Genomic DNA, 20,093 nt, shown 5'->3' with positions numbered 1-20,093 from the left:
AGCGGACTCACAGCGTTGTCCATGCTGCACCAATCAACGCGACGCGATCCGCACTTGCGCGCGAGGAGAAGTCGTTCACGCGTCGGCGTAGGCCGCCGCGATGCGTGCCAGCTTGTCGGGGTTGCGCTGCACGAGGATGCGAACGATGCGACCGTTGTCCGTTTCGAACGACTGCGCCGATTCCAGCTTGCCTTCGATAAAGCGCAGCAGCGCCCACTGACCATTGAGCACCACGAGCTTGACGCTGAGTTCGCTGTGATAGCGCAGAAACGACGCATAGAAGAGTTGAGCGATGCGCCGTCCGCCCACCATCGGTTTCGGAAAGCTCTGGACTTTCCCGCCGCCGTCGCCGATCAGCGTGGCATCTTCGGCCAGCACGGCGTTGATCGCGTGGAAGTCGCCACGCTCCAGCGCCTGCACGAAGGCTTGCAGCAGGCGAAGATGCGTCTCGCGCGACACTTCGTAACGCGGGCGATCGTCGCGCAGATGCGCTTTTGCGCGGCTGACCAGTTGCCGGCACGCCGCCTCTGTCTTGCCGATGGCGTCGGCGACTTCGCAGTAGTCCGCGTCGAACACCTCGCGCAGCAGAAAGGCCGCCCGTGCTTCCGGCGTCAGCCGCTCGAGCAAAAGCAGAAATGCGACGGACACGTCGTCGGCACGCTCCGCACACTCCTCGGGGGTGGCCGGCGAGTTGCTCATCTCCGGCTCGGGCAACCAGATGCCCGTGTAGTGTTCACGCTGAATCTTCGCGGCCCGCAGACGATCGATGGACATCCGTGTCGTGACCGAGACCAGCCACGCCTCCGTATTGTCGATGCTCTCTTGGGCTGCTGCGTGCCAGCGCAGCCAGACCTCCTGCACGATGTCTTCGGCTTCCGCCACGGACCCCATCATTCGATAGGCGATCTTCTGTAACCGGGGACGGAGCCCGTTAAAGGTATGTGCGTCGTCCATGGACAACCTTCCTCGTGCGTTGGGTAGAAGTCCCGCCTGAGCAGCGTGCTGACAGTGGCATATTGCCATGCTCGACTCGGCATCAGAGACGTTCGGCATCGCTGTTTTGATCGTCGGAAATCGGAGTTGGCGCGCGGGCTATCGCCGTTTCACCGCCGCTGACATAATCCGCTCACCGCATGAATCGGCGGCTTATATTTGCCGGGAGGCGCCTTGGCAACTTTGCCGCCGATATCGCCGGGAACAACAATCCAGGGAGGAGAAATGTCGAAACGCGTGTGGTTCGCGGTTTTGCTGCTGACGCTTGGCATGATCATCGCGCGTGGTGCCGCCGCGCAGCCCGCCATCGAGCTCACCATTGGCGGCAAGACCCAGTCGTTTAGCCAAGCCGCGTTGCTGGCGCGTCCTGACGCGGCAGAAATTCATGTTTCGCGAGATGTCGCCTACGCAACGCCGATGACCTACCGCGCAGTGCCATTGGCCAGCTTGCTCGACGGCGCGAAGTTACCCGCGGACAGCGTCCTCGAAGCGCTTGCGACCGATGGCTTCGCCGCTCAACTTCCGATGGACCTCGTGCTCAACCGTGACTCCGCGAAAGCCGTCGCTTGGCTCGCGGTCGAAGATCCGGCGAAGCCGTGGCCGAAGCTGCCGGGCAAGCCGGTCAGCGCGGGGCCGTTCTATTTGGTGTGGGTCGGCAAGGAAGCGGCGACCGTGCGCAGCGAGCAGTGGCCATACCAGATCGCGAAGCTGACGACGCAACCCTCCCCATCGTCACGTTGGCCGGCGCTCGCCGTCGATCCGGCGCTGCCGGCAACCGATCCGATCCGCGCGGGCCAAAGCCTGTTCATCACGCAGTGCCTCGCGTGTCATCGGCTCAACCACGCGGGCAGCGCGGACACCGGCCCCGACCTCAACGTGCCGATGAATCCCGTCGAGTACTTCAAGCCCGCTGCGTTACACCGCTACATTCGCAATCCCGCATCGGTTCGGAATTGGCCCGGCCGGACCATGCCCGCTTTCCCGCCGGACCAATTGAGCGATCGCGAGATCGATCTGATCGTCGACTATCTTGCGTACATGGCGCCGCGGAAGGTGGGGCGCTAAGGTGATTCCGACATGAACAGCCTACTGATTCGCAATGTGCGCACGGGCGCGGGCAGTTCACTCGACGTCCTAGTCGAGGATGGCCGTATTGCATGCATCGGCCCGTCCATCGAAGCAAAAGACGGTTGCCTCATTGAAGACGGCGCAGGCTTGCTCTTGCTGCCCGGCCTGGTCGAGGGGCATACGCATCTGGACAAGACCCACTGGGGCATGCCTTGGTACCGCAACGAAGTGGCGCCGCGCCTGATTGACCGCATCGAAAACGAGCGCCGTTGGCGGGCGGCGAGCGGCCACGATGCCGGGGCGCAGTCGCTCGCGTTGGCGCGGGCGTTCCTTGCCGCGGGTACGACGCGCTTGCGCACGCATGTCGACATCGACACCGATGCCGGCCTGCGGCACTTGCACGGCGTCCTCGCGACGCGCGAGACATTGCGCGGGCAGATGGAGATGCAAATCGTCGCGTTTCCGCAATCGGGCGTGCTGAAGCGGCCGGGCACCGATGGTTTGCTCGCCGATGCGCTGCACGCAGGAGCCGACTTGCTAGGCGGGCTCGATCCATGCGCAATCGAAGGCGATGCGGTCGAGGCGCTCGATCTGCTCTTTGGACTCGCTGACCGGCACGGCTGCGGTCTCGACATCCATCTTCACGAGCGCTCGACCATGGGCGCGTATTCGCTCGACCTGATTCTCCAACGTACCGCGGCACTGCGGATGCAGGGGAAGGTCGTCATCAGCCACGGGTTCTGTCTTGGCGATCTCGGGGAGCGCGAACGCGATGCGCTGCTCGCGCGCATGGCCGAACTCGACGTCGCGCTGGTGACGACTGCGCCTGCGTCGGTCGCGGTGCCGCCCGTTTCGGCCTGCTGCGCGGCGGGCGTCACGGTCATCGGCGGCAATGACGGGATTCGCGATACGTGGACGCCTTACGGCACGCCCGACATGCTCGAGCGCGCGATGTTGATCGGCATGCGCAACGATTTCCGGCGCGATGACGAGCTCGAGATCGCCCTCGATTGCGTGACACACAGCGCGGCGCGCGGTTGCGGCTTCGCGGATTACGGCTTGCTTCCCGGCCATCGCGCGGACCTCGTGCTCGTCGACGCGCAGACGCTCGCCGAAGCTGTGGTCGCGCGGCCGGTCCGCAAGCTCGTCGTGGCGGCGGGAAGCATCGTCGCGCGAGAGGGGGTGTTGGTCTGAGGGAAGCGGGCTGCGGCATGTGCCGCTGATGGGTCGCATGACCTGTCGGCTACCCGACAGATTCCGCGCGAGATTCCCGACATGATGCGCCAACAGCTCTGACACGCATGCACAGAGCGCAACCTCAGTTTTCCGAATTGCCGGGACGATTGAACAAGGAGCATCGACATGGCCTCATCCGACCTCAACCTGAAGCACACCGTTTCCCCCGATGAATGGGAAGCGCGCGTCAACCTCGCGGCAGCCTACCGGCTCACCGCGCTGTTCGGCTGGGACGACCTGGTGTTCACGCATATTTCCGCGCGCGTGCCCGGCCCGGAGCATCATTTCCTGATCAACCCCTACGGGATGATGTTCGACGAGATCACCGCGTCATCGCTGGTCAAGATCGATCTCGACGGCCGCAAGGTGTCCGACTCGCCCTATGACGTCAATCCGGCGGGCTTCAATATCCACAGTGCAGTGCATACGGCACGCGAGGACGCCCTCTGTGTGATGCATACCCACTCGATCAACGGCGTCGCCGTATCGGCTCAGGAAGCGGGTTTGCTGCCGCTTTCCCAGCAGTCGCTCGGCGTGCTCGCGTCGCTCGGGTATCACGACTACGAAGGCATTGCGCTCAACGAAGACGAGAAACCTCGCCTCGTGCGCGATCTCGGCAGCAACACGTACCTGATGTTGCGCAACCATGGTCTGTTGACCGTCGGCGCCACGCCGGCCGACGCTTTCGTTGCCATGTACTTCTTCGAAGCGTCGTGCATGATCCAGGTCCGCGCGCAGGCGGGCGGCTCGAAGCTCTTGCCGATCGCGCAACCGATCCGCGATGGCATCGCGCAGCAGATCACTCAGGCGACGAAGGGCGCCGGCGCCGGGGCGCTCGTGTGGCCGGGGCTGCTGCGCCGGCTCGATCGCCGGAGCCCTGGCTACGCCGACTAATCACATGGCAAAGATCTGTATCTACGGCGCGGGTTCTATCGGCTGCTACCTCGGCGGACGGTTGCTCGCCGGTGGAAGCGACGTCGTGTTCGTCGCGCGTGCGCGCGTCGGCGAGATGCTGCGCACCCACGGGCTCACGCTGACCCAATTCGGCGATCGACGCTGGTTCGTGTCCCCCGAGTGCATCGACGCGTCGACGGACCTCACCGCTGCCGCCGCTGCGGATCTCGTGCTCGTCACGGTCAAGTCCGCGGCGACAGCGGCGGTCGCGGCCGAGCTGGCAAACGTCCTGCGTCCCGAGACGGTCGTGGTCAGCTTCCAGAACGGAATCGGCAACGCAGACGTGTTGCGCGCCGCGTTGCCGCGCAACACGGTGCTGGAAGGGATGGTGCCGTTCAACGTCGTCGAACGCGGCCCCGGCGCCTTTCACCAAGGCTCGGCGGGCGAACTGGAGATCAAGCGCGCGCCGGATTTGCAGCCGTTCGTCGGCGATTTCGAGAAGGCGGGATTGCCGCTGACTCAGCACGACGACATGCTCCCGGTGCAGTGGGCCAAACTGCTGCTCAATCTCAACAACGCGATCAACGCGCTCTCGAACCGGCCGCTGAAGGAAGAGCTTGCGCAACGCGCTTATCGTCGTTGCCTCGGCATGGCGCAGAAAGAAGCGCTCGCGCTGCTGGCGCGGGCTCGCATCCAGCCTGCCCGGCTCACACCGATCCCGCCCGCGTGGATGCCGCGCGTCCTCGGCATTCCCGATGCGTGGTTCGCGCGGCTCGGACGCGCGATGCTGACGATCGATCCGCTGGCGCGCTCGTCGATGTCCGACGACCTCGCGGCGGGACGCGCGACGGAAATCGACTGGATCAACGGCGAAGTGGTCACGCTTGCCCGGCGCGTCGGACGCAGGGCGCCTGTGAACGAGCGCCTTTGCGAGCTCGTGCGGCAGGCTGAGCGAAGCGACGTGCGTCCTTCATGGGCCGGTGACGCGCTATTGGCCGAGCTGCGTGCCGCAGCGGGCGGCGGCGCCGCGCGGGATCGGCGGCTGCCGGCATGAGTCGCGCGAGATGTGACTCACTCTCCTTCCGGAATCGGAACACGCGACGAATACTTCACTTCGCGTAGCGCGAGACTCGACTGTATGGAAGCGATACCGGCCTGCCGCCTCAACACGCGCTCGATGAATTCGCCATAGGCGTCCAGATCGGCCGCTACGACTTGCAGAAGATAGTCCGCGGCGCCGGTGATCTTGTGGCACGAGAGCACCTCCGGCCGACCGCGAATGACCGCTTCGAAATTGTCGGCCGTTTTGTCAGAGTGACTGTTGAACGTGATGTGCACGAACGCGAGCAGGTTCAGGCCGATCGCGCGCCGGTCGATGTTCGCCTGATAGCCGGTAATCACACCCTGATCTTCCAGATGCTTGCGGCGTCGCCAGCAGGGCGTCACGCTAAGCGAAAGCTTCTCGCCCAGAGCCGCATTCGACAGCGCGCCGTCATCCTGAAGGAGTTGCAGCATCGAGCGGTCGACGGCATCCATGGCGATTTTTGGGCGATTTGTGCTCATATTCGATAGTCTGTAGGCGGTTTTTCCAAGAGTGTAGGCTCAGGCGCAATCGAAAGCAAAACCGTTCCATCGCTCGTTCAGTAGACTGTTCGCTATCTTCAACGCGGCAGTCAACCATGCTTACCCTCTACAGCAGCGATCACCGCCTGCACCACGGCGTCGAACTCAAAGACGGCGCGATCTCCGACTCATTCGAAAAACCTCAGCGCGCGGAGACCGTGCTCGCGCGCGTCGAGTCCACCGGACTGGGCGATGTGGTTCTTCCGAAATCCTACGATCGCACAAGCTATATCGGCGCGCACAGCGAACGCTATATCGACTTCCTCGCGAGCGCATGGGACGAATGGACAGCGACCGGCCGCAGCTGCCAGGCCCTTCCGCTCGTGTGGCCCGTGCGCGGCTTGCCGTCTGCAGAGCTGCCGCAAACCATCGACGGCAAGCTGGGTTTTTTCTCGATGGATGCCGGTTCGCCGATCAACGTGGGGACCTGGACGGCAGTGTGTTCGAGCGCGAACACGGCCTTGACGGGAATGGACGCGCTTGGCGAAAGCGCGCGCGCGGCATTTGCACTTTGCCGTCCGCCCGGACATCACGCGGGGCGCGAATACATGGGCGGCTACTGCTATCTGAACAACGCAGCGATTGCAGCCCAGCATGGCCTCAACCGCGGCGCGAGGCGCGTGGCGATTCTGGACATCGACTTCCATCACGGCAACGGCACACAGGACATCTTTTACGATCGCTCCGACGTGCTGTTCGTTTCGATACACGGCGAGCCCGGCGTTTCGTATCCGTACTTCGCCGGTTATGCGACCGAGCGGGGCGCGGGTGCGGGGGAAGGATTCAATTTGAATCTGCCCCTGCCCAAAGGCACCGCAATGAACGAATACGAGGCCGCGCTGCATCACGCCGGCTCGGCGATCATGCGGCATGCGCCCGATGCACTGGTCATTTCTCTCGGGGTCGACACATTCGAACACGACCCCATCAGTCACTTCCGACTGCGCACGCCGGACTACTTGCGCATCGGTGAAATCATCGCCGGTTTCGACGTCCCCACGCTGTTCGTGATGGAGGGGGGATATATGGTCGACGAGATCGGCATCAATGCAGTCAACGTCTTGTTGGGATTCGAAGGACGCAACTGAAGCGCTTTCCGATACGCCCAGGCGCTATCTGGAAGTCGCTAGTTGCATGATAAGGAGTATGAAGCATGACTCGATATATCGATGTGAATGACGTTTCAAAACTCGTTCAGGAAGTCGGCGTGACTCGGGTTCTTGCCTCGATGGCGAGTTACATCGAGCAGGACTATCGCCGCTGGCATACGTTCGAAAAGACGGCCCGGCTGGCCAGCCACTCGACCGACGGCGTGATCGAGCTGATGCCGACATCCGACGCCAAGCTCTATTCGTTCAAGTACGTGAACGGGCACCCCAAGAACACGAAGGCCGACTTGCTGACCGTGATGGCTTTCGGCGTGCTCGCCGATGTGGATACGGGCTATCCGCTGCTGCTCAGCGAAATGACGCTGACGACAGCGATTCGCACCGCTGCGACATCGGCGCTATTTGCCCGCTTCCTGGCGCGCCCGGACTCCCGTTCCATGGCATTGATCGGCAACGGAGCGCAAAGCGAATTCCAGGCGATCGCGTTTCACGAGATGCTCGGAATCGAAGAGATCAGGGTGTTCGATGTCGACCCGGCGGCGACCGGCAAACTCGTTCGCAACTTGGCGCCCTACAAGGGCCTTCGGATCATTCGCAGCGAATCCACGGCAGAGGCGGTGCGCGGCGCGGACATCGTGACGACCGTAACCGCGGACAAGACAAACGCAACGATTCTGACGCCCGACATGATCGAAGACGGGATGCATATCAACGCCGTCGGCGGCGACTGCCCCGGAAAGACGGAACTGCACGCCGATGTGCTGCGGCGCGCGAGCGTGGTCGTCGAGTACGAGCCGCAGACGCGAATCGAAGGCGATATCCAGCAGCTTTCCGCGGATTTTCCGGTCGTCGAGTTTCATCGCATCGTGTCGGGGGAAAAGAAGGGACGCGAGTTCCCGTCGCAAGTCACCGTGTTCGATTCGGTCGGCTTCGCGCTCGAAGACTTCTCGGCACTGCGCTATCTGCATGCTGTCGCGCGTGAAAGGCGCATCGGCATCGAACTGGACCTGATTCCCGCTCCGCAAGACCCGAAAGATCTTTTCGGGCTGGCGATAGGGACAGGCCAGCATGAAGTGGCGCGGCCGTCATTAGCACTGCGGGCTTAAGCCATCGTCCGTCAATGACTGAACGAATGGGCGCAAGCGTGCGCCCGTCAAGGAGACAAGGAAGTGAGACACATCGACAAGAACGGCCTGATTGCGACAGCGGCCATGGCCCTTTCGCTGGCAGCTCATGCACAAGAGGTCGTGCGAATTGGGCACGTTGCCCCGCTTACGGGCGGCATTGCTCATCTGGGCAAGGATAGCGAGAACGGAGCGCGGCTCGCAGTCGAAGAGATCAATGCCGGCGGTCTGCTCATTGGCGGTAAGCGCGTGACCCTGCAGCTCGATCCGCAAGACGATGCGGGAGATCCGCGCACTGCCACGCAGGTCGCGCAAAAGCTGGTCGACGATAAGGTGATCGGCGTCGTCGGCCATCTGAATTCCGGCACGTCGATTCCCGCATCGCGGATCTACCACGATGCCGGCATCGTCGAGATCTCGCAGGCCGCGACGAATCCGGCGTACACGCAGCAAGGCTTTAACACGACGTACCGCGTGGTCGCCACGGACGCGCAGCAGGGGCCCGCCCTCGCCACGTATGCGGCGAAAAGCCTTGCGGTAAAGGCAGTCGCTATCGTCGACGATTCCACGGCTTATGGGCAGGGTCTTGCCAACGAATTCGAGCAAGCGGCCAAAGCTTCGGGCATGACCGTGTTGTCGCACGATGCGACGAACGACAAGGCCGTCGATTTTCGCGCCATCCTTACGAAGATCAAGGGCGAAAATCCCGATGCGATCCTTTACGGCGGGATGGATGCCACCGGTGGCCCGTTCGCCAAACAGGCCCGGCAATTGGGCGTGCGAGCCAAGATACTGGGTGGCGACGGCGTCTGCTCGACCGACGTCATGAAACTGGCGGGTCCCGCAGCCGATAACATCGTCTGCTCGGAGGCAGGCATGGCGCTCGAGAAGATGCCGGGCGGCGCCGAGTTCGCGCGCAAGTACGAGGCTCGCTATCATCAGCCGCTGCAGGTGTATGCGCCGTTCGCCTACGACGCGGTGTATATCATGGTCGACGCGATGAAGCGCGCAAACTCCGTCGACGCAGCAAAGGTGCTCGCGGCAATGCCGTCAACCGACTACAAGGGCGTGATCGGCGAGACCAGCTTCACGGCTCAAGGGGACTTGAAGCATGGCGTGATCTCGGTGTTCTCGTATAAGGATGGCAAGAAGATCTTGCTCGATATCGTGCGGATGTGAGACAGCCTGGTCTGACATCGAGCGCTAGCCGTGCGGCGCTTGCATTGGCTTTGGGCCGTGCAAGTGCCGCTTCGGTTGGCGACAAATACGCTTAGCGGGACGGGAGGGTTCTCCTCAACGCGGCGAAGAACAGTTCCGACTGCAATCGCTCCCCCTGAATCTGCGTTGCCACTTGTTGGGCCATATCCGCCGCCACCGGCCGCAGCGGACGTCCGGTGGAAAGCGCGATGACCTGGGTCGCGCATGCGCGCTCGAGGTAGTACAAGTCATCGAACGCGTAGTCGATACGATCGCCGCAGACCACGACACCGTGGTTCCCGAGAAAACCAATATCCCTCCCATCGAGCGCATGAGCGATGCGCTCTCCTTCCGTGGAGTCCAGCGCGAGGCCGCTGTAGTTCCGGTCCAACGCCACTCGGCCGTGATACCTCATCGCGTTTTGCGACAGCGTGGTATCGAGTCCGCAGTCTTCCGTGAGCGTCAACGCCGTTGCGTATGGCATGTGGGTATGTAATACGCAGGTTTTCTTGGCGATCCGGTGAATGGCGGCGTGAATGAACATCGCTGTGGGTTCCGCTTCGTGCCGCCCGGCAACCACGTTTCCGGCTGCGTCCACGATGACGATGTCGTCCGCCATGACCTCGGCCCACATGAGCCCGCGCGGGTTAAGCAGAAACAAGCCGTGCTCGCCTGGAAGCGCCACGCTGAAGTGGTTGCAAACCCCCTCGCCGAGCCCGAAGTGCGCGGCGGCACGAAGCGCGAGTGCAAGGTCATCGCGGAGTGCCGCAACTTCGTGGTGATTGAACATTTCTTCACTGCCGATCTCTGCGGCATCGCGAAATGATGGTTTGCTCACTTTCCGATCTCCTGTTAGGCGCGGGGCCATCAACTAGGCAAACATCATGCCATATGGCCTCGGTAAAGATTTTCGAAAGTCTCCTATTTCAACGTTTTCGGACAACATCACACGAGTTTGTGCCGCCGCGCGCTTAGCCCGCCGACCCGGCCGCTAGTATCGACCTGCGAAGTTGCTTGCCTCTCAATCTACCCACAGTAGTCTCTTCCCTGTACGCCCAAGGAAGCCGCACAAGCGAGATACCGCTAGCCTTCCTGTAGTCGGAGAACTGGATGGATATCGATGCCTACGCCACGCCCAATGCTGGACCGATCTTCGAGAAGGCGCCGAAGCGTGGATTGCTGAAATCGTTGACAAAAAATGCGCTGGTATTCGGCGCGAAGCGCTTCTATTGGAAGCCAATCGAGTCTGTCGTTAAGTATGGGAGAGTGGTTTTCTTCGACTCGGCAGAACCCAACACGTTGCTGCTGACTACGGTAGGCGAGGAACGGTTCTTGGTTTCCTCCAGCGATCAGAGCATCGGCAGGGACGTCTATTTGTATGGCGGCTACGATTTCGAGAAGTTTGAAAAGGTGCTCGCGCGGCTTGATAAAGCGTTCGAATGCAAGCTGCTCATCGACATCGGCATCGACGGTGCGGGACCCGGTTTCGATCTGCCGACGTATTGCAAGGCCCGATACGGTGTGCCCTTTATCATCACCGAGTGGAACACGGGCCCCGAGCAAACCGAAGCCGATCGTGCGAACTACATCACCAATATGCTGGGTCAGTTCTATAAAAATAGAAAGACCCACAATATTCAGTCGGTGATGTACTACGTGCTCGATAGCGGGGACCAGACGTACGGCATCATGCTCAACGGCACTGCGCTGAATCCGTCCTACAACGCGTTTACCAGCTTCGTGGCGAGCAACGCGGACACCTGATTTCGTTCGCTTTTGCGGCGAACCATTACGTCGACGTGGAAACGGGCGAGATCGTCAACAAGCCGGTGAAGCGGGCGGCGTTTCTCGAACATTTCGCAAACCGGTCGCCACGCCTAATTGGAATGGAGGCGTGATGGGGCGCGCATACGTCGGAACGCCGCGGCGTTCCGATTTTTGTAACAACGATGCCCATTAGGCATAAACCCTATTATGAAAAAATGAAAGCAAAGTGTTAGTGTATTGAAAACTTCCAAGGAGAGACCGGATTGACAACATTGCGAACACTGCACTGCTAATGGGATGCGTTGGCTGTTCGATCACAAGGCTCTCCTGTTCTACCTGCCCGCCGATCGTCCCGAACTGAACATGATCGAGATCGTCTGGCGGCAATAGAAGTATCGATGGCGTACGCATCGTCGTCTGAACCAAAAAAGCCATCGATGTTGAACTTGCCGAATTGCTGGACGGACGTGGCGCCAAATTTCAAATCAATTTGGCGTGAATACTTGTTGCGGAGATTAATGCATGAAAAAGCATCATCTATTCGTCTTGATTCTGGCTTTTCTTTTCTCAGCACAGGCGGGAGCTGCAAACACCTTCACTTGGGCTTTGGACCCGGCTCAGAATGGCGCCGGATATCATACAATCCAATCTGTCGATCCGAATAATCTGGCCGGTTACGTAGCCCCATCCAATACACCGCTCAATACGAATCTCACTCGTAGTTGGATTGGAAGCAGTCGGACTGACACAGGTGCGGAATTTACAGCTATCTATCGCACGCGGGCAGCTTCTAATAAAACCTACCCGGAATTTCCCGCCACCTACAATCCGGTAACCTTCGAGAACTGGGCATTTATCCGAAAAATGATCAGCTTCGGCGGAGAGGCGGGATCCGGTGCCCACATTAGCGCGCCTGATCCGGAATGGGTCACCGCTGCACATTCCCACGGCGTCAAGATTTACGGTGTTGTCTATATCGACCACGATGCCGGGACAATTGCTAGCGTGGAGAATCTACTTGGCACGTACAACGGACTCGGTGAAGGCGACAAAGCCAATTACGCTGTCCCGGTTCTCGATAAGCTTCAGGCGCTTGCCGTCAAACTCAAGCTCGATGGATGGCTGTTGAACATCGAAAAAGGCCTCGACATCCCTCAAAATGCCAGTCAGTTGCGCCGCGTCGCAAGCAACTTGTTTCCGGTTTATAAAGATCAAGGCGTCGAATTCCTCCTTTATGTGGGACGTGACGACATCTATGGAATCGGCTCCCCTCAGCTCTTTACGGATGCGGACATCGCTAATTTCGGGAATCTTGGAATCAACGCGTACGGCATCGAGAATGCGATCGGGATCGATCCGGGCCCAACGAATGGGATATTTCCAAGCAATTCTAAGAAGACATACTTGATGTACCTGGATCAAGTTTTCACGGTCAATACGCCAAGAAATCTATTCTGGTCTTTGCGCGTCGATGCAGCCAAAGCCACGCAGTGTCAGTATTTTAACGGCTCAGGTGTTTGGCCAGGGTTCAAGGCTTACGCGCAAGCAGCCTACCCAGTGACGATGGCACAAAGCACCGCATTATGCGGCGGCAATCCGGTCTCCCTCGCCACGCCTATTCCGACGAAGATTCTGAAGATCACTTTGCCGCCGGCCATATCGGTAGCGCCACAGACTACTAACGAAGCTTGCTATGACGTGTGCTATTACGAATTCCAATACGGGACCAACGGGGGGATACGGGAAACGCTTACGTTCAATGTTCCCATGATTCGGCTGAACACTGGAACCGGCTTAGGAGATTCTCCGTCTTATCAAGATGATGCGCTGTATTCTCAATACGTCCCGGGTGTCAAGTGGTGGAACAAGCGCCATACCGAAAGTGGAAACTTCGTCTGGGCCTACTCCTTTCCATTTAACAATGCGGGCACGATTTACACGCTGCGGAACCCGCCGGATGGCGTATGGTGTTGGTGGGAGTCGCTAAATGATTACTCATGCAAACTGCCGGCGCTTTTCCCTCGACCATTTTATTTTCCATCATCAGATTACTATGCGAATGCCAGCAACACTTCCATTCCTGACGGAAGAGGGGGCAGGTTTGGGCCTGGCTATCAACATTCGACCAACCCTTACGATAATTGGGGCGGCTTCCCATTGTTGAATTTGGTCATGAATGTGAATTTACGGTGAGCGAGCAGAGAATTGGGTTCTGTCGCAGTCGTGAGATGGGGTAAGTATTCACGAGAAATTCGTTTGAAATTCGATGCCGTACCCGGCCAATAGATCGGCGAGTTCGGCATCGATCGTCTCATTGGTTCAGGTGACGAAGCGCCGCGACCTATTCCCTGCTTGCCTTGGCGGCGGGGAATAGGTCGCGTTAGAGAGGCTGGCGCCCGGAAGTTTCGCTTAGGAGCTTCCCCCACTCGTAGTCGATGTGGTCAGGCGTAAAGGGCAACACGCCGGCCCCGGGTGTGAACGTCAGGAGATGCTCGAAGAAGAGGCGAGGCTTGATTTGCCGATAGTGGTTTTCGCGTGCGACCTTATAGAAGTCGGAGGCTAACCATTGAGTGGCGAGACGCTGCAAATTCTCGAACGACGTCTGCGCCTTGTCTCTGACGATCTCCAAGGTGGCTCGGTTCAAGTTTCACCGGGACCATGCCATGCGGGCCGCAAGGGTGCTCAAGCTATTGGAGAAGCACTACGGCCGCGCCGACCCGTCGATCCTGAATCTGGCGGACACCTATGCACGGGACGTCTTTGGCGACGTGCTATACGCGCCCTGGCTGCGCGTCTACGCAGTGTTTAGCGGAACGTTCAAGGAAGGCTGGATTCCGGATAACTACTACGGCGGCGTGGTGGTACCGAGCATGAAAGGGTGGTACGGAAAAATATTCGCGCTGAAGCCGCTAAGGCGTTCGATCTTCGATAGCGACGCCTTTCCGGATAGAGCCTACTTCGTGAACGGTCTGTTTCTCACCGCTCAAAATGTGGTGGTTTCCGAGCGCGCGATCGAAGACATCGTCTTCCGGCAATCCGAGAAAATCGTGTTCAAGCTGGACGGAACCGGGCAAGGCAAAGGGGTGTTCATCTTCGATAGGAGCACGTTCAGTGTCGATGCGATCAAGGCGCTCGGTAACGGCGTCATGCAGCGATTCATTCGCCAGCACGCGTGGCTCGATCGCTTTGCGTCAAAGCCTGTGGCGACCCTGCGCTTCACGACGGTGGTCGACGACGCCGGCGCCATCTCCATCCGAGCCTGTTTCTTGCGTCTCGGACGCGCGGAGGATACCCACGTTCACACTGCGAGCGAGATTTGCGTGCCCGTCGACATGTCGACGGGTGAGCTTTCTCGGGAGGGCTATCTGAGCAACGATGTGAAATTCGGTGAGGCAACCCAGGGACCTTGCTTTTCGGACTTGAAATGGGAACGGCTGAAACCGGCGTGACGATATGGAGGAGGGAAGTGAGCGATCCGTTGTGGTGCGTCCATATCGAAGGCGTTGAAGACTTCGTTGCCATGGGCTCCCGGGACATGGCGCTGCGCGAGGCGTCCGCGATCAACGACTACCTGGAGAGGTTTGAGAACGGCCGGCACGCCGCGCACGTGCGAGCTGTCGCAATCGAATGGCCGTTCTCACCCGACCATCATGCGCGCTCGTTGGAGGAGGACTGGCACGATCTGCAGCAGATGGCGCATCGACAAGCGGGCGTTCAGCCGCCGAAACGGTCGTTGTTGAATGTGGCGCGGAGTTGGAGGGAACTGATACGGGCGGGGCGCAGCATTTGATATCGCCGCGGCACGCGCCTGACTGTGTGCGCAATGAGTGCGCGATGACTGCGCGACGCGAATTCGCGCCGCTGAATGTGATCCGACGGCGCCGCCGCATCAGCGGCGGCGCGTCGTTCACATTCACGCGATGCGCTTATTCGGTACCTTCAATAATCCGAAAATCGCGTTCGACCGAATTGCCGAGCGCGGCGAGGGCCGCTTGATACGCGTCGCTTTTATAAGTGCTGAGTGCGCTATCGAGACTGTCGAACTCGACGACAACCGTACGTTCCTGAATGCCCACGCCGCTCGCATACACCGCTACGCTGCGAGTGAGAAACCGTCCGCCCCCGTCCTGAATCGCGGGCGTGGCGAGCTTTGCATAAGCGGCCAACCCCTCGGGGTCCAGAATCTTCCGATAAGCGGAAACCCAATATCCTTTTGCCACAGCAACCTCCATTGTTCGGTCAAGACGGTGAGTTTCGATTCGACTAGCGGGACGCCGGATTGCGTCCGGCTCGAATGCGAACGACGAGCATAGCAGCAGCCACCCGAGCTTGCAGAGGGCGCATTTCCGGCGCGCCAGCCGGCATTCTGGCGAATTTCCCGCCAGCGCGCTTAAAGGACTCCGGATTTTCTTTGCGTCTCGCGCGGCAATTCGTTGAAGCGCGCCTGATAGTAGGCCGAGAAGCGGCCCAAGTGACCGAAGCCGTAAGCCAGCGCGGTTTCGGTCACGCTTGCATTGGGCGCGAGCAGGAGATGCGCCCGAACGGCATCGAGCCGCATATTGCGCAGCAAGGTCATCGGCGCGACGCCGAAGTGCCGCTGACACAATGCGTTCAACGAACGCACGCTGACCCCGACGGCGTTGGCAAGATCTTCGAGCGACACCGGAGCGGAGAGCTTCGCATTCGCGTATTCCAGCAACGCATCGGTGTGGCGCGAAGCGCCCGCGTAATCGTCGAAGCTCCCGTGGCCGTGGGCGGCCGCTTCGAGCGCCGAACCGATTGGCGCGACTGGCGAAAGCGGCGCTGTCGGCTGATGAGCGAGCAGGAACAAAGCGATGTTGCGCTCGAAATGATCGCGCCACGATGGGTCCACGGAGGACGCCTGCTCGATCGAGAGCAGCCCGAGCAGCGATTGCACGAGCAGGTCCCATTGCAGATTCAGTTCGCGCGGCACGAGATAGCCGGGCACCAGGCCGGTTTCATGAGCGGCATCTTGCGCCGTCGCGGCACGCAACAGCGCATTCGGAATCTTGATGATCAATTGCCGCGTGCCGGCATACCAGCGCATCCGCAGGCGATCGCGCGGCGCGAGTATCGCGGTACGCCCTTCGGACACGTTGAGCGTGTGTCCATCGGCTTCGATTTCGGCCCCGCCTTGCAGCGAGGTATGGACCAGCGCGAAATCGTCGAACGGGCTCGGGACGACTTCGACGTCCGCCCCGTATTGCAACGCGTACACCGTGAGCTGATTCAGTTCGCCTTTGAACAGAGCGGCATCGGGCGCGCCTCGTTTCCAACGCAAGACGTGATCGGCAAGCTCGTGCGCAACCTGATCGTGGACGTTCACGCGAACGTCGGAACGAAACAGGCAATTGCGGTAGAGCCCCGACAGTGCCTCGCTTTTGGGGGACAGCGGCATCGATTTTCTCCGAGTCGTCGCGCCGCAATGGAAGGATTCCTGAAAACAAACGGCTGCGAACGTAGGGATGGCTCGATTTTGTCAGAAAAAATGGTTCGCGTCAGGACGGCATTCGAATGCGCTTTGGCGCGTGCGTCCATTCATTCGATGAATACGGCCTTGTTGCGTCGCCGCAATCCATGAAGGCTTCCGTGCTCGCAAAAAACGGATAGTACTGGCGAGCAATTCGCCGGTTTCGGATAGCGGTAGAAAAAAGGTGTTCTTAAGATTTGCCCCACAACGACCTGATACGGAGACATTCAATGTCAGAAGCGGCAGAACTTGCAGAGCTCACGCAGCGCGCAGCGGAACGGCGCGTCGCGTTTCCCCAGCCCGACGGCTCATGCGTTCCCTATAGCGTTTTCAGCTCGCAGGAAGTCTACGAGCGCGAGCAGGAGCGCATCTATCGCGGCCCGCATTGGAGTTTCGTTGCGCTCGCTTGCGAAATTCCCAACGTCAACGATTTCAAGAGCACGTTTGTCGGCGACACGCCCGTCGTCGTCACCCGCACCGCGAACGGCTTTGCGTGCTGGGTGAACCGCTGCGCGCATCGCGGCGCGGTCGTGTGCCGCGAGAAATACGGCAATGCGTCGTCGCATACCTGCGTTTATCACCAGTGGAACTACTCGTGCGAAGGCGACCTGCAGGGCGTGCCGTTCAGGCGCGGACAGAAGCAGGGCAGCACGATGCTGATCGGCATGGCCAAGGCATTCAGTCCGGCCGAACACGGTCTGCAGAAGCTGCGCGTCGAGGAATACAAGGGGCTGGTGTTCGCGACGTTCAGCGACGAGACGCCGCCGCTTGTCGACTACATCGGTCCGCAGATGCGGCCGTGGGTCGACCGCGTATTCCACAAGCCGATTCAGTTCCTGGGCTGCACGCGCCAATATTCGAAGTCGAACTGGAAGCTCTATTTTGAGAACGTGAAGGACCCGTATCACGCGAGTCTCCTGCACTTGTTCCATACGACCTTCAACATTTTCCGTGTCGGCATGAGCGCGCGCTCGATTCCCGACGAGACGCATGGCCTGCACAGCCTGATCACCGTGACCAAGCCGCTCGCGGATACGAATACGGCAACGGCGTACACCGACCAGAAAATCCGCTCGATGCAAGAGGGTTTCGCGCTCGAAGATCCCGCGGTGCTCGGGCAGATCTCCGAATTCGACGAGGATTGCACGAATCACATCCAGCCGATTTTCCCGCAGCTCGTCATTCAGCAGATCCACAACACGCTGGTTGCGCGGCAATTGCTGCCTAAAGGCCCGAACAATTTCGAGCTGATCTTCCACTTCTTCGGCTACGAAGACGACACGCAGGAACTGCGCGATCTGCGTCTGCTGCAGACGAATCTCGTGGGTCCCGCCGGCTACATCTCGATGGAAGACACCGAGGCGACGGAGCTCGTTCAGCGCGGCACGGTGCGCGATGGCGACAAGACGTCGTATATCGGCATGGGGCTCGACGCTCCGGAGCAGACCAACAGCAATATCACCGAAAACTTGATCCGCCGATTCTGGACCGGATATCAGAAGGCGATGGGCTACTGACATGGATAAGCATCTGCAATGCTGGCTCGAACTGAGCGCGCTTCAGCACCGTTACGCCCACGCGATCGACAGCGGAAAGCTCGAAGCATGGCCGGACTTCTTCACGGAAGACGCGAGCTACACGATCGTCTCGAAGGAGAACGCGGACCGCGGGCTGCCGGCGCCCATTATTTACTGCCGCAACCGCAAGATGATGCGCGACCGCATCGTCGCGCTGCGTCACGCGAACATCTTCGAGGCGCACACCTATCGTCATGCGCTGGGCGGCCTCGTCATCGACGAGATGAACGACGACGAGATCAAGACGACCTCCAGCTACATCGTGGTGAGTACCGGCGCAGCAGGCGACTCCGTCGTCTATCAGGCCGGCTGCTATCGGGACACCGTCGTCAAACGCGATGGCGTGTGGCTGTTTAGCGAAAAACGCGTGGTCTACGACACGTCGCGTGTCCAGACCTTGCTCGCCACCCCGATCTGAAGAAGGAGCCGCATATGAGCACCTGGCATGACATCGGCGCGTTCGACGATTTTGTCGAAGACGAACCGAGCGCCGTGAGCGCGGATGGCGTAGCGATCGCGATTTTCCGCGTGGGCGACGAACTGTTTGCGCTGCACGATCTCTGCACGCACGAAACGGCGCCGCTATCCGAGGGCTTCGTCGAGGATGGCTGCGTCGAATGTCCGCTTCATCAAGGGCTTTTCGATCTGCGCACGGGCGAAGCTCGCAAGGCGCCTTGCGAGAAAGCCGTGCAGACGTATCCGCTACGTGTCGAAGCGGGGCGTGTGGCGGTTCAGGTTCTGCCGCGCATCGCGCTGGCCCAGTGAGTGTTCGTCATCGGCGAGGTTGAGCACATGAGCGAATCCACGATCATCGTGGCCGGCGCGGGGCAGGCGGGCGGCTGGGCGGCGCGCACGCTGCGCAAGGAAGGATTTGGCGGACGCATCGTTCTGGTCGGCGACGAATCGCATCCGCCTTACGAGCGTCCGCCGCTCTCCAAGGCGGTGTTGACCGGCGAGAAGCCGACCGAAAGCACGCATCTGTTCGGCGCAAACGACCTCGCCGATCTTGCACTGGATTGGCGGAGCAACGTCCGGATCACGGCGCTGCAACCCGAGGCCAAGCGCGTCACGCTAGACGGCGGAGAAACGCTGCGTTACGACGCGCTGATCTTCTGCACGGGTGGACGCGCACGCGAGCTGAGCGTGCCGGGCGCCGACCTGCCAGGCATCTACCGGCTGCGCACGCTCGACGACGCGCTGGCGTTGCGTCCGTTGTTGCAGCCGGGCGCGTCGCTGGTCGTGATCGGCGGCGGCTGGATCGGTTTGGAGGTGGCTGCGACGTGCCGCAAGATGGGCGGCCATGCGACGGTTGTCGAGAGCGCTCGGCGGCTGTGCGAGCGCACCGTTCCGCCCGACGTCTCCGCTTACCTCGCCGAGCTTCACGCTTCGCATGGTGTGCCCGTGCTGCTCGGCGCGGAGGTGACGGGCTTCACGCGGCAGGCCGACGGCAAGCTCGCGGTCACGCTGCGCGACGGTCGCGAGCTGGTTTGCGATGCGGTGGTGACCGGCGTGGGGCTCATTCCCAACGACGACGTCGCGCGCGCCGCAGGCATTGCGTGCGATGGGGGCATCATCGTCGACGAGCAATGCCGCACGTCCGATCCGTTTATCTTCGCGGCGGGCGATGTCGCGGCCGCGCACAACGCATGGGCAGGGCGGCGGCTGCGCTTGGAGTCATGGCAGAACGCGCAGGATCAGGGCATTTGCGCGGCGAAGGCGGCGCTCGGGCAGGCGGTGCAGTATCAACCGTTGCCGTGGTTCTGGTCCGATCAGCACGGCGTCAATCTGCAGATCTACGGCTTCCCCAGCGCAGCGCACACGGTCGTCGAACGCCGGCAATCCGAAGGCGGCAGCTTCATTCGCTTTTATCTCGAAGGGGATTGCGTCAAGGCGGCCATCGGCGTCGATGCAGCGCGAGACTTGCGATTTGCACGCCGCTTGATCGAAAGCCGGCGCGAAGTATCGGCAGAACGCTTGATTGACGCCAACGAGCCGCTATCGCGGCTTTGATCGC

19 protein-coding genes and 2 pseudogenes are annotated in these 20,093 nt (G+C 60.6%); 15 read left to right on the top strand and 6 right to left on the bottom strand.

The window, feature by feature from the left end; genetic code table 11:
* Window positions 1-75 precede the first annotated feature (75 nt).
* A complete protein-coding gene (locus FAZ95_RS22395) occupies window positions 76-954 on the bottom strand; it encodes an RNA polymerase sigma-70 factor (protein WP_137337546.1) in 879 nt (292 codons plus the stop codon).
* A gap of 264 nt (window positions 955-1,218) precedes the next feature.
* Between FAZ95_RS22395 and FAZ95_RS22390 the strand changes: the two genes are divergently transcribed.
* The 4 genes from FAZ95_RS22390 (at window position 1,219) to FAZ95_RS22375 (ending at window position 5,245) form a co-directional block, all read left to right on the top strand.
* Window positions 1,219-2,058, top strand: coding sequence for a c-type cytochrome (locus FAZ95_RS22390; RefSeq protein WP_137334735.1), 840 nt, complete (start codon window positions 1,219-1,221; stop codon window positions 2,056-2,058).
* A 12-nt stretch (window positions 2,059-2,070) separates the two neighbouring features.
* Window positions 2,071-3,255, top strand: a complete 1,185-nt coding sequence (locus tag FAZ95_RS22385; RefSeq protein ID WP_137334734.1) for an amidohydrolase family protein — start codon at window positions 2,071-2,073, stop codon at window positions 3,253-3,255.
* 168 nt (window positions 3,256-3,423) lie between these two features.
* Complete coding sequence (locus FAZ95_RS22380; protein ID WP_137334733.1) at window positions 3,424-4,191, top strand: class II aldolase/adducin family protein; 768 nt, start codon at window positions 3,424-3,426, stop codon at window positions 4,189-4,191.
* Window positions 4,192-4,195: 4 nt separating this feature from the next.
* Window positions 4,196-5,245 carry a 2-dehydropantoate 2-reductase gene (locus tag FAZ95_RS22375; protein ID WP_137334732.1) on the top strand — a complete coding sequence of 350 codons (1,050 nt, stop codon included), beginning with the start codon at window positions 4,196-4,198 and terminating at the stop codon, window positions 5,243-5,245.
* A gap of 17 nt (window positions 5,246-5,262) precedes the next feature.
* On the opposite strand, the gene FAZ95_RS22370 is transcribed toward FAZ95_RS22375, so the two are convergent.
* Window positions 5,263-5,754, bottom strand: a complete 492-nt coding sequence (locus tag FAZ95_RS22370; protein WP_137334731.1) for an Lrp/AsnC family transcriptional regulator — start codon at window positions 5,752-5,754, stop codon at window positions 5,263-5,265.
* A 116-nt stretch (window positions 5,755-5,870) separates the two neighbouring features.
* On the opposite strand from FAZ95_RS22370, the gene FAZ95_RS22365 reads away from it, so the two are divergent.
* The 3 genes from FAZ95_RS22365 (at window position 5,871) to FAZ95_RS22355 (ending at window position 9,226) form a co-directional block, all read left to right on the top strand.
* Window positions 5,871-6,902 carry a histone deacetylase family protein gene (locus FAZ95_RS22365; protein WP_137334730.1) on the top strand — a complete coding sequence of 344 codons (1,032 nt, stop codon included), beginning with the start codon at window positions 5,871-5,873 and terminating at the stop codon, window positions 6,900-6,902.
* A gap of 65 nt (window positions 6,903-6,967) precedes the next feature.
* Window positions 6,968-8,029 carry an ornithine cyclodeaminase gene (ocd, locus tag FAZ95_RS22360; protein ID WP_137334729.1) on the top strand — a complete coding sequence of 354 codons (1,062 nt, stop codon included), beginning with the start codon at window positions 6,968-6,970 and terminating at the stop codon, window positions 8,027-8,029.
* Between the two features lie 105 nt (window positions 8,030-8,134).
* Window positions 8,135-9,226, top strand: a complete 1,092-nt coding sequence (locus FAZ95_RS22355; protein ID WP_137337545.1) for a branched-chain amino acid ABC transporter substrate-binding protein — start codon at window positions 8,135-8,137, stop codon at window positions 9,224-9,226.
* Window positions 9,227-9,317: 91 nt separating this feature from the next.
* Here FAZ95_RS22355 and FAZ95_RS22350 read toward each other — a convergent pair whose 3' ends face one another.
* A complete protein-coding gene (locus tag FAZ95_RS22350) occupies window positions 9,318-10,112 on the bottom strand; it encodes an aldolase (protein WP_137334728.1) in 795 nt (264 codons plus the stop codon).
* 581 nt (window positions 10,113-10,693) lie between these two features.
* Between FAZ95_RS22350 and FAZ95_RS22345 the strand changes: the two are divergent.
* Window positions 10,694-11,008 (top strand): annotated as a pseudogene (locus tag FAZ95_RS22345) (hypothetical protein); the annotation flags it as partial.
* A gap of 525 nt (window positions 11,009-11,533) precedes the next feature.
* The gene (locus tag FAZ95_RS22340; protein ID WP_137334727.1) at window positions 11,534-13,204 is read left to right on the top strand and encodes an endo-beta-N-acetylglucosaminidase; all 1,671 of its coding nucleotides are present in this window, start codon (window positions 11,534-11,536) and stop codon (window positions 13,202-13,204) included.
* A 187-nt stretch (window positions 13,205-13,391) separates the two neighbouring features.
* Here the strand turns inward: FAZ95_RS22340 and FAZ95_RS22335 are convergent.
* Window positions 13,392-13,658, bottom strand: a pseudogene (locus FAZ95_RS22335) (hypothetical protein); the annotation flags it as partial.
* 16 nt (window positions 13,659-13,674) lie between these two features.
* Between FAZ95_RS22335 and FAZ95_RS22330 the strand changes: the two are divergent.
* Window positions 13,675-14,460 (top strand): hypothetical protein, encoded by a 786-nt coding sequence (locus tag FAZ95_RS22330; RefSeq protein ID WP_254700243.1) that lies wholly within the window; start codon window positions 13,675-13,677, stop codon window positions 14,458-14,460.
* A 17-nt stretch (window positions 14,461-14,477) separates the two neighbouring features.
* The gene (locus FAZ95_RS22325) at window positions 14,478-14,801 is read left to right on the top strand and encodes a hypothetical protein (RefSeq protein WP_137334726.1); all 324 of its coding nucleotides are present in this window, start codon (window positions 14,478-14,480) and stop codon (window positions 14,799-14,801) included.
* 136 nt (window positions 14,802-14,937) lie between these two features.
* On the opposite strand, the gene FAZ95_RS22320 is transcribed toward FAZ95_RS22325, so the two are convergent.
* Window positions 14,938-15,231, bottom strand: coding sequence for a DUF1330 domain-containing protein (locus FAZ95_RS22320; protein WP_137337543.1), 294 nt, complete (start codon window positions 15,229-15,231; stop codon window positions 14,938-14,940).
* Window positions 15,232-15,401: 170 nt separating this feature from the next.
* Complete coding sequence (locus tag FAZ95_RS22315; RefSeq protein WP_137334725.1) at window positions 15,402-16,430, bottom strand: AraC family transcriptional regulator; 1,029 nt, start codon at window positions 16,428-16,430, stop codon at window positions 15,402-15,404.
* Window positions 16,431-16,732: 302 nt separating this feature from the next.
* Between FAZ95_RS22315 and andAc the strand changes: the two genes are divergently transcribed.
* Genes andAc through FAZ95_RS22295 form a run of 4 tightly spaced genes read left to right on the top strand, consistent with a single transcriptional unit; the run spans window position 16,733 to window position 20,089 of the window.
* On the top strand, window positions 16,733-18,019 hold the full coding sequence (andAc, locus tag FAZ95_RS22310) for an anthranilate 1,2-dioxygenase large subunit AndAc (RefSeq protein WP_137334724.1): 1,287 nt from the start codon (window positions 16,733-16,735) through the stop codon (window positions 18,017-18,019).
* A 1-nt stretch (window position 18,020) separates the two neighbouring features.
* Window positions 18,021-18,497, top strand: a complete 477-nt coding sequence (gene andAd / locus FAZ95_RS22305; RefSeq protein WP_137334723.1) for an anthranilate 1,2-dioxygenase small subunit AndAd — start codon at window positions 18,021-18,023, stop codon at window positions 18,495-18,497.
* Window positions 18,498-18,511: 14 nt separating this feature from the next.
* A complete protein-coding gene (gene andAb / locus FAZ95_RS22300) occupies window positions 18,512-18,844 on the top strand; it encodes an anthranilate 1,2-dioxygenase ferredoxin subunit AndAb (RefSeq protein ID WP_137334722.1) in 333 nt (110 codons plus the stop codon).
* 27 nt (window positions 18,845-18,871) lie between these two features.
* On the top strand, window positions 18,872-20,089 hold the full coding sequence (locus FAZ95_RS22295; RefSeq protein WP_137334721.1) for an NAD(P)/FAD-dependent oxidoreductase: 1,218 nt from the start codon (window positions 18,872-18,874) through the stop codon (window positions 20,087-20,089).
* The last annotated feature ends 4 nt before the right edge of the window (window positions 20,090-20,093 follow it).

It is taken from the genome of Trinickia violacea (genome assembly GCF_005280735.1).
In the GTDB taxonomy this organism is placed as follows: Bacteria; Pseudomonadota; Gammaproteobacteria; order Burkholderiales; family Burkholderiaceae; genus Trinickia_A; species Trinickia_A violacea.
Note: the sequence above shows the minus strand (reverse complement) of the source record. Positions and strands in the feature narration are given on the sequence as shown.